We start from the raw sequence: 681 nt of genomic DNA, 5'->3' as shown, positions 1-681 counted from the left end.
ACCTCTCATTTTATTTTCAGGCTCACTTACACCGTTCAAGTTAAGTGAGCCTTGTTTCTCAGAACGCCGACAAATCCCCTGTTTCACTTGTGTTTCAGTCACTGAAAGAGCGACATTACTCCTGTACTTAACATTCAAAATCGGTACTATTTGAAAGATACGTGACCGAGTCACTTTTTGAGTTCTAACTCAATAATTACTGAATGATTGTGCGCTTCGTTGAAGTGCGATTTGCTTTTATTTTTGAATCTTGTCGTTCAAGAACACATACCCAAGGATGTTGACGCCGGATGAAACCTGCCTGCACACTCTTACTGCTTGCTTCTTTAAGCTCCCCCTTTCTTGCTAGTGCTCAACCCGTCAATGACCTCGTATTTACCGTAGGTATCGTTTCCGACAAAGCAAAAAGTAAAATCAAAAAGGCGACACCCTTTGCTCAATATGTGTCCGGAAGGCTGAATCACCTCGGTTATACCTCTGGGTCGGTACAAGTCTTCAACAACTATGGACAACTTGCAGTTGCTCTCAAAAATGGCAGCGTTCAAATTGCAACAGCTACACCGTTTAACGCCGTAACCCTAGAACGAGAATCTAACAGCCAAGTGCTCGCCGTAAGGTGGAAAAAGGGACTCGAAAAATACCACTCTGTATTTTTCACCCATCAAGACAGTGGCATTCATT

1 protein-coding gene is annotated in these 681 nt (G+C 43.0%); it reads left to right on the top strand.

Annotation, left to right across the window (positions count from 1 at the left end):
* Positions 1 to 290 precede the first annotated feature (290 nt).
* Positions 291 to 681: PhnD/SsuA/transferrin family substrate-binding protein (locus tag R8N49_RS27460; protein WP_318190496.1), on the top strand; the 391-nt coding region annotated here is incomplete at its 3' end.

It is taken from the genome of Vibrio sp. 1978, assembly GCF_033344345.1.
This window is presented reverse-complemented; position numbering and strand designations above follow the sequence as displayed.